Below are 8,297 nucleotides of genomic sequence, written 5' to 3'. Positions count from 1 at the left end.
TATGGATGCAAGCGATCCGATCACCTCAAAAGCTCTTGTGCCACGGGGGCCGTCCACATATGGGTCCCGGCTCAAGGCCGGGACGAGACTGGTGTAAAACGGAGCGGCAGTTACGGCCTTGTCGACATGTTACTTGGCGGACCGACGTTACGGATCGGCTCGGCCAAGCGCGCGAATTCGCAGAGCAGCGAGCGTGTCCTGCGGGGGTCGATCACCTCCTCGACCCAGAACTTCTCGGCCGAGCGGAATGGCGAGCGCAGCTTGTTGAGGCGGTCCTCGATCTCCTTCAGCTTCGCCGCCGGATCGGGCGCGGCCTCGATGTCGGCGCGATAGGCCGCCTCGATGCCGCCCTCCAGCGGCAGCGAGCCCCAATAGGCCGACGGCCAGGCGTAGCGCATCGAGAAACGGTTGGCCGGCTGGTGCACCACGCCGGCGACGCCGAAGGCGTTGCGTACGATGATCGTGCACCAGGGCACGGTGCTCTGGTTGACCGCCGCCATCGCGCGCACGCCATGGCGGATGGTCGCGCTCTTCTCCGCCTCCAGGCCGATCATGAAGCCGGGGCAGTCCATGAGGTAGACCACCGGCAGATGGAAGGTCTCGGCAAAGTCGACCCAGCGGACCACCTTCTGGCAGGCTTCCGCGGTCCACGAGCCGCCATAGTGGAAGGGATCGCTCGCCAGCAGCAGCACCGCCCTGCCCTCAAGGCGCGCCAGACCGACGATGATCGGCTTGCCGAAATTGGCACTCACCTCGAAGAACGAGCCCTTGTCGACGACCGCCTCGATGATCGGGCGCATCTTGTAGACCTGCCGGCGGTTGCGCGGCACCGCCTTCATCAGCGATTCCTCGGCTCGCTCGGGATCGTCGCTGCAGGGAACGGTCGGCGGCAGCTCGAACACCGATTGCGGCAGATAGGAGAGGAAGCGCCTCGCATACTCGAACGCCTCCTCCTCGGTGTCGACCGCCTGGTCGATCGCGCCGGCGCGGGTCTGGATGTCGGCGCCGCCAAGCTCCTGCTTGGTCAGATCCTGTCCGAGCCGTTTCACCACCGGCGGGCCCGCGACGAACATCGCGGAGCTCTTCGTCATCACCGAATAATGCGTCGCCGCCAGGCGCGCCGCGCCAAGACCCGCGACCGAGCCGAGCCCGAGACCGACGACCGGCACGCGCGCGAGGTTGGCCGTCGTGTACCAGCACCAGCGCGTGCCGCCGACGCCACCCGGCAGGTTGGCGGCGCCGCGCGTCTCGATCGTCTTCACCGAGCCGCCGCCGCCGGAACCTTCGATCATGCGGATGATCGGTAACCGGAAATCATGCGCCATCTCCTCCGCCATCAGCGGCTTGGCGGAAATCGATGCATCGGCCGAGCCGCCGCGCACGGTGAAGTCGTCGCCGACCACGACCACCGGACGGCCGTCCACCTTGGCGCGGCCGAAGACGCAGTTCGCCGGCGCTAGCTGCTTGAGCTCGTTGTTCTCGTCATATTCGGCGATCCCGGAAATGGCGCCGATCTCGTGGAAGGATTTCTGATCAACAATCTTGTCGATGCGCTCGCGAACGGTAAGCCGGCCTTGATCGCGCTGTCGTTTGACCTTCTCAACGCCTCCCATCTCCCGCGCGAACGCTTCGCGCCGGGCGAGTTCGTCGAGTTCCGGCTTCCAGTTCATTCCTTTCCTCCGCTTTTATGATCTTGTTATGGTTCACGGCTGCCGGAATGGATTTTCTCTCGATCCGGTTGTTGAAGATGCTGTTGTCGGCGCCTTCGAGCAGGCTGGCGAGTGCGGCACCGAGCTGCACCATCTGCGGCGCGACTTCCTTGTGCAGCCGCTTCTCGTCATACATCGCCGACAACAGGCCGATCGTCGCGACGACATAGGTCTGATATTGCGGCGACCATAGCGGCACTGCAACGCCGTTGATGTGCGGACTCCAGAGACCGCAGGCGACGACATAGCCGTGCTCGCGCAAGTGGCGACGATTGCCCTCGATGCGCGGCTTGAGCAGCTTCGCGCCTTCGGGAATCTCACGCTCCATCTCCGCGATCAGGGGGTTGCCGACCTCGGGCTCGAGCGCGGCCGTATAGGCATGGCCCGCGGCGGTGGTCGCCATCGAGATCCGGCTGCCGGTGACCTCATGCAGGCCGAGCGCGTTCGCCGAGCGCGCGTATTCGAGATACACGAGCTGGAAGCGATCGGGGATGACGAAGCCGACCGTGCCGGGCAATTGATCGGCGACGTCCTGCAGACGCTGACGGATCAGGTTGCGGAGCTGCAGGCCCTTCATCATCGCGGTGCTCATCGCCACCGCGCTCGGACCTATCCGATATTTCTGGTCGCGCGGCAGATAGACGAGCTGGCCCATCCGCGTCAGCGTGTGCGTGAGCCGCGACACTGTCGATCGCGGCAGGCCGCAACGATTCGATATTTCGAGATTGCCGAGCCGCGCCTCATGTCCCTCAAAACATCGCAGGACATCAAACGCGCGCGACACGACCTGGATCACGTCGCCCTCGCCTGCGAGATCGCTGGCGAGCATTCCTTGCCGGCTAAGCCGCTCCGAGCGTCTTCCCATTTGTTATTGGCTCCATTCCGCCACACGGAATAAAATTCCACTTGCAGATCAAGCTACCTCAGGCAATGTGCCGCCACAACAAAAGCCGTTCGCAGAGCGCTATGCGTTTCGCGAAACGGATGGGGAGCGTGGAATGCCAGATATCAAGATCATCACCGAAGTGGCCGGCCGTGTATGCGCTATACCAGTGGCGGCCGGTGCCAGCATCGCCGACGGCGACGAGGTCGCGCTGGTCGAAGCGATGAAGATGGAGATTCCGGTAACGTCGACCGCCGCGGGCACGGTCAAGTCGATCCTCGTCAGCATCGACGACGTGATCGCCGAAGGACAGGCGGTCGCCATCGTCGAGACCTGACGCACACACATTCAAAGTTCGCTCCGCGACAATCTGTCCGGTGATGCGACGATGGTGGCATGCCGCGCCAACGGAGCGCCGTTGCCATCATCGCAATGCGATGCAATGATCCTCGCAAACAACAAGTTTCGCGTAGCGAAACATCAGGGAGGAATCATGATCCGTCGTCTGCTCGCGCTCGGCGTCACCTTACTCGCGTCCGGACCTTCACTCGCCGAAGACATCAAGCTGCCGCCGACGATGGGCGTGACCGCCTACGACACGGGAACCGCGGGATTCAACATCGCGGTCGGCGTCGGCAAGATGATGAAGGACAAGTACGGCACCGACCTCCGCGTGCTACCGGCAGGCAACGACGTGGCGCGGCTGGCGCCCTTGCGCGCCAAGCGCGCGCTGATGTCGGCGATGGGATCGGGCACCTATTTCGCGCAGGAAGGCGTGTTCGAGTTCGGCGCCAAGGAATGGGGACCGCAGCCGCTGCAACTCCTGTTGTCCACGGTCGACTGCAATGCCGGCTCGCTCGGCGTGGCCGCCGATATCGGCGTCAAGGACATCAAGGATCTCAAGGGCAAGCGCGTCGGCTTCGTGGTCGGCTCGCCCGCGCTGAACCAGAACTCGCTTGCCATTCTCGCCTTCGGCGGCCTCAAGCAGACCGACGTCAAGGCCGTCGAATTCGCAAGCTACGGCGCGATGTGGAAGGGCCTGATCAACAACGACGCCGACGCTGCCTTCGGCACCACCATCACCGGACCCGCGAAGGAAGCCGAGACCTCGCCGCGCGGACTGATCTGGCCGCCGCTTCCGCCTGACGACAAGGCCGGATGGGAACGGGTGCAGAAGGTCGGCTCGTTCTTCTTCCCACATCGCGCGACCTGCGGCGCCGGCATCTCGCCCGAAAAGCCGATCGAGCTCGGCACCTATCCCTACCCGATCTTCGTCGCCTACGCGTCGGTGCCGGCGGACCAGGTCTACGCCATCACGAAGGCGATGATCGTCAACTACGACGCCTACAAGGAGTCTGCGCCGGGCGCGAGCGGGCTTGCCGCTGATAGGCAGACCAAGAACTGGGTCGTACCGGTGCATGCCGGCGCGGTGAAGGCGCTGAAGGAAGCCGGCCAATGGAGCGACCAGCAGGAGGCTCACAACAACGCGCTGTTCAAGCGCCAGGACGTGCTCACCGCCGCCTGGGCGGAATATGGCAAGTCAAATCCGCCCTCGGATGAGAAGGCGTTCCTGGAAGGCTGGATGAAGGCGCGCGCGGCAGCGCTTGCCAAGGCCAACATGCCGAACGGCTTTGAATAAAGCCGCGCGCTTCCACTGCAAGCTAACGCCATTGTGGGGATCTTCTGATGTCAGCTTCTCCGCTCGATAGCGCCATGGCCGCGCCGCCGAAGAGGATCGAGTTCGAAGATCCCCATGCCGGCGCGGGCAACATGCAGGAGGCCGAGGTCACGCGCGTTCGCAGCTTGCGCGGCGGCTGGCGCTGGGCGCTGGTGGTCGCGACCGCGGCCACCATCCTGCTCTGCATCAACCAGCAATTCTCGCTGCGCTTCCTGATCGGCTACACCCAGCTCAACACCGAATATTTCTATCTGCTGATTGCGCTGATGCTGCCGTTCACCTTCCTGATCTTTCCGGGAACGGGCACGGCGCCGCTCGACCGGATTCCCTGGTACGACCTTCTCCTGTTCGTGCTGACGTTTGCGGCCGCGATCTGGCTGATGCTCAACATCCGCAAGGCCGCGCAGTACGGCTGGGAATCCGACGGCGCGCCGCGCAACGTGCTCATTGCGGGCGTCGTGATGTGGGCGATGCTGATGGAGGCGCTGCGCCGCACCGGCGGCTGGAGCCTCTTGCTCAGCGTGTTCCCGTTCACCGTCTATCCGCTGTTTGCCGAGGCCAAATGGCTCGGGCCGTTTCGCGGCTCCGAACTCACCTTCGACCAGGCCACCGCCTACCACGTGCTCTCGGGCGAGAGCCTGCTCGGGATTCCGATCCAGGCCTTTGCCGATACCGTGATCGGCTTCCTCGTCTTCGGCACCGCGCTGATGATGACGGGCGCTGGAAAATTCTTCATCAACATCGCCTTTGCGCTGTGCGGCACGTTCCGCGGCGGGGCGGCGAAGGTCTGCATCTTCGCGAGCGGCCTGCTCGGCATGATGTCCGGCTCGATCATCTCCAACGTGCTCACCGCCGGCACCATGACCATCCCGGTGATGAAGCGCAGCGGCTTTCGTGCCTCCTATGCTGGCGCGATCGAGGCCTGCGCCTCGACCGGCGCGGTGCTGGCGCCGCCGGTGATGGGCGCCACCGCCTTCGTGATCGCACAGTTCCTGAACATCAGCTACGCCGAGGTCGCGGTCGCTGCGATCATTCCCGCCGCGCTTTATTATATCGGCCTGTTCATGCAGGTGGACTCCTATGCCGCGCGTCACGGCCTGAAGGGCATCCCGCGCGCCGAGCTGCCGCGGGTGATCGATACCCTCAAGTCCGGTTGGTACTACGTGTTCGTCATCGCGCTGCTGATCGTGATGCTGCTCTACTTCAAACGCGAGAGCCACGCGCCGTTCTATGCCACCGCGCTGCTGCTGGTGCTGAACCAGATCTTCTCCAAGGACACGCGCTGGACTTGGGCCACGATCGCAAAATTCCTCGAGGTCAACGGCCGCACCTTCGTGGAGCTGGTCGGCATCCTCGCCGGCTGCGGGCTTCTGATCGGCGCGTTCTCAATGACCGGCGTGGTCTCGAGCCTCGCCAACGACCTGCTGACGCTCGCAGGCGACAACGCCTTCCTGCTGCTGGCGATGTGCGCCTTGACCAGCCTGATCCTTGGCCTCGGGCTGACGACCACGGCCTGCTACATCTTCCTCGCCATCCTGGTGGCGCCGGCGCTGGAGAAGCTCGGGCTGAACCGGATGGCGGTGCACATGTTCATCTTCTATTGGGGCATGCTGTCGTCGATCACCCCGCCGGTCGCAATCGCTTCCTTCGCGGCGGCCGGAATCGCAGGATCGCCGGCGATGAAAACAGGGTGGGAATCGATGTGGGTCGGCAGCATCATCTATTTCATCCCGTTCTTCTTCGTGTTGAACCCGGCGCTGGTGCTGCAGGGACCAAGCCCCTATCTCACCGGTCTCGGCCTGATGGCGCTTGCCGCCTTCGGCACATTGTTCATTTGCGGCGGCATCCAGGGGTATCAGGCCTTCGTCGGCGATCTCAGCCGCGCAGGCGCGCTGGAATGGCCGCTGCGGGTGCTGCTCGTGATCGGCGGCTTCGTGGTGGCGACGCCCGGCGGCGGCATCAACCCGTTGTCGCAGATGCAGGTGACGCTGCTCGGCCTTGCCATCCTGGTGCCGACGGTCCTGATCGCGCTGCTCCTTGTCCGGCGGCAGCCGCTACTAGCGAACCAGTTGCGCGCTCCCTGATTGCGTTGCACAAAAGGAGGCGATGAAACCCGAGCCGCCTCCTTCTTCCGCCAGCGCCACGGCCTGGACCCGCTCAAGACCGCCTCTGCTGCGGTTCCTGCAGTCATGCCACGACGAGTTCGCCACTGAGACCGGTGGCGCCGTCGCCGATTACATTCCCGAGCTCGGCAAGGCAGACCCTGCCCATTTTGGCATCAGCCTCGCCACCCTGGACGGCCACGTCTACGAGGTCGGCGACACCAAGGTGCCCTTCACCATCCAGTCGATGTCCAAACCCTTCGTGTTCGCGCTGGCGCTGGACACGCTGGGCGCAGGGCGGGTGGAAAGCGCGATCGGCGTCGAGCCATCGGGCGACCCCTTCAACTCGATCCGACTGAACGCGGAAAACCATCCGTTCAACCCGATGGTCAATGCCGGCGCCATCGCCTGCACCGGGCTGATCCATGAGGCCAAGGGCGATGCCGCCTTCGACTATATCAGGCAGGCGCTCGGCCGCTTCGCCGGGCGCGAGCTCGCGCTCGACGAGGCCGTCTATCTTTCCGAAAGCACGACCGGCGACCGCAACCGGGCGATCGGCTATCTCCTGCGCACCAATTCCGTGATCAAGGACAATGTCGCCTCTGTGCTGGATGTTTATTTCCGGCAATGCGCGGTGCTGGTGACCGCGCGCGATATCGCGATCATGGCGGCAACGCTTGCCAATCGCGGCATCAATCCGGTGACCGGCAAGCAGGTGATGACGCCGTATGCGATCTCGCGCACGCTCTCGGTGATGACGTCGTCGGGCATGTACGATTTCGCCGGCGAATGGATCTATCGCGTCGGCATCCCCGCCAAGAGCGGCGTCGGCGGCGGCATTTTGGCCGCGCTGCCGGCGCGGCTCGGGCTCGGCAGCTATTCGCCCAAGCTCGACAAGCACGGCAACAGCGTGCGCGGCATCAAGGTGTGCGAGGCGCTGTCCTCGCATTACGACCTGCATATGCTCAACCGCAGCGACGACGCGCGCACCAGCATCATCGCCGACTACAATATCGGCAAGAGCCCGTCCCGCCGCGTCCGCCGCCCGCAGGAGCGCGACATCCTCGCGGCGCACCACGAGGAAGTGCGGATCATCGAGCTGGTCGGCACGCTGTCGCTTTCCGCCGTCGACTACGTGTCGCGGCGGCTGGCCTCGGAGCCGCGGCCGCAATTCGTCGTCTTCGACCTGCACCGGGTCACCTCCACCACCCGCGCCGGCGCGCGGCTGCTGGCGGAGGCCTTCGAGGAACTGGCCGCGCTCGGCCTCACCGTGATCCTGTCCGGAATCAAACGCTCATCGACGGAATGGAAGACGCTGCGCGAGTGGACGGCCAAGCTCGGCAATATCAGGGACTTCTACCTGCTGGATACCGCGATCGAATGGGCGGAGGACCAGATCGTCTACCGCTATGGCGGCTCGATCGATTTCTTCGAGACCACGGAATTGTCCGAGCAGCCGCTACTGGCCGGATTGAGCGTGGAAGAGCTGACCGACCTGGCGTCACTCGCCTCGACCCATACCTACCGCTCCGGCGAGAAGATCATCTCCGCCGGCGATTCCGCAGGCTCGCTGTTCTTCCTGCGCAGCGGCGTCGTACACGTCACCCTGCCCGACGGCGTCCGCCTGGCGACGCTCACCGCCGGCATGGCATTCGGCGAGATGGCGCTGATCGAGCCGGTCCGCTCCGCCGACGTCTTGGCGGACCAGGCCGCGACCGCCTGGGAGATTCCGCTGCGCGACTTCGAACGATTCCGCAAGCAGCACCCACGCGCCGGCGAGCGGATCATGCGCAATCTCGCGCAACTGCTCGCCGACCGGCTGATCGTCGCCAACGCGAAGGTGGATCTGCTGACGTCGACGTAATCTCTCTTCATTCCCTCTCCCTGCTCTTCGCGGGGAGAGGGTTAGGGTGAGGGGCTGCCTC

General features: G+C 64.6%; 6 protein-coding genes. 4 read left to right on the top strand and 2 right to left on the bottom strand.

Annotated features, from left to right (window positions below):
* Window positions 1-110 precede the first annotated feature (110 nt).
* Both OZ411_RS31340 and OZ411_RS31335 read right to left on the bottom strand, forming a co-directional pair.
* A complete protein-coding gene (locus OZ411_RS31340; RefSeq protein ID WP_282531054.1) occupies window positions 111-1,670 on the bottom strand; it encodes a carboxyl transferase domain-containing protein in 1,560 nt (519 codons plus the stop codon).
* Entirely contained in the window at window positions 1,600-2,574 is a 975-nt protein-coding gene (locus tag OZ411_RS31335; protein ID WP_282531053.1) for an IclR family transcriptional regulator, read from the bottom strand. Before OZ411_RS31335 ends, OZ411_RS31340 begins: the two co-directional genes overlap by 71 nt.
* A 133-nt stretch (window positions 2,575-2,707) precedes the next feature.
* Here OZ411_RS31335 and OZ411_RS31330 point away from each other — a divergent pair, with 133 nt between their 5' ends.
* The 4 genes from OZ411_RS31330 (at window position 2,708) to glsA (ending at window position 8,236) form a co-directional block, all read left to right on the top strand.
* Window positions 2,708-2,929: an acetyl-CoA carboxylase biotin carboxyl carrier protein subunit gene (locus OZ411_RS31330; RefSeq protein ID WP_282531052.1), complete on the top strand. Its 222-nt coding sequence runs from the start codon at window positions 2,708-2,710 to the stop codon at window positions 2,927-2,929.
* Window positions 2,930-3,085: 156 nt separating this feature from the next.
* Window positions 3,086-4,231, top strand: a complete 1,146-nt coding sequence (locus tag OZ411_RS31325; RefSeq protein WP_282531051.1) for a TAXI family TRAP transporter solute-binding subunit — start codon at window positions 3,086-3,088, stop codon at window positions 4,229-4,231.
* A gap of 47 nt (window positions 4,232-4,278) precedes the next feature.
* Window positions 4,279-6,354, top strand: a complete 2,076-nt coding sequence (locus OZ411_RS31320; RefSeq protein ID WP_282531050.1) for a TRAP transporter permease — start codon at window positions 4,279-4,281, stop codon at window positions 6,352-6,354.
* Between the two features lie 22 nt (window positions 6,355-6,376).
* On the top strand, window positions 6,377-8,236 hold the full coding sequence (gene glsA / locus OZ411_RS31315; RefSeq protein WP_282531049.1) for a glutaminase A: 1,860 nt from the start codon (window positions 6,377-6,379) through the stop codon (window positions 8,234-8,236).
* Window positions 8,237-8,297 lie beyond the last annotated feature (61 nt).

Origin of the sequence: Bradyrhizobium sp. Arg237L (assembly GCF_029990105.1) — a bacterium.
GTDB lineage: Bacteria > Pseudomonadota > Alphaproteobacteria > Rhizobiales > Xanthobacteraceae > Bradyrhizobium.
Note: the sequence above shows the minus strand (reverse complement) of the source record. Positions and strands in the feature narration are given on the sequence as shown.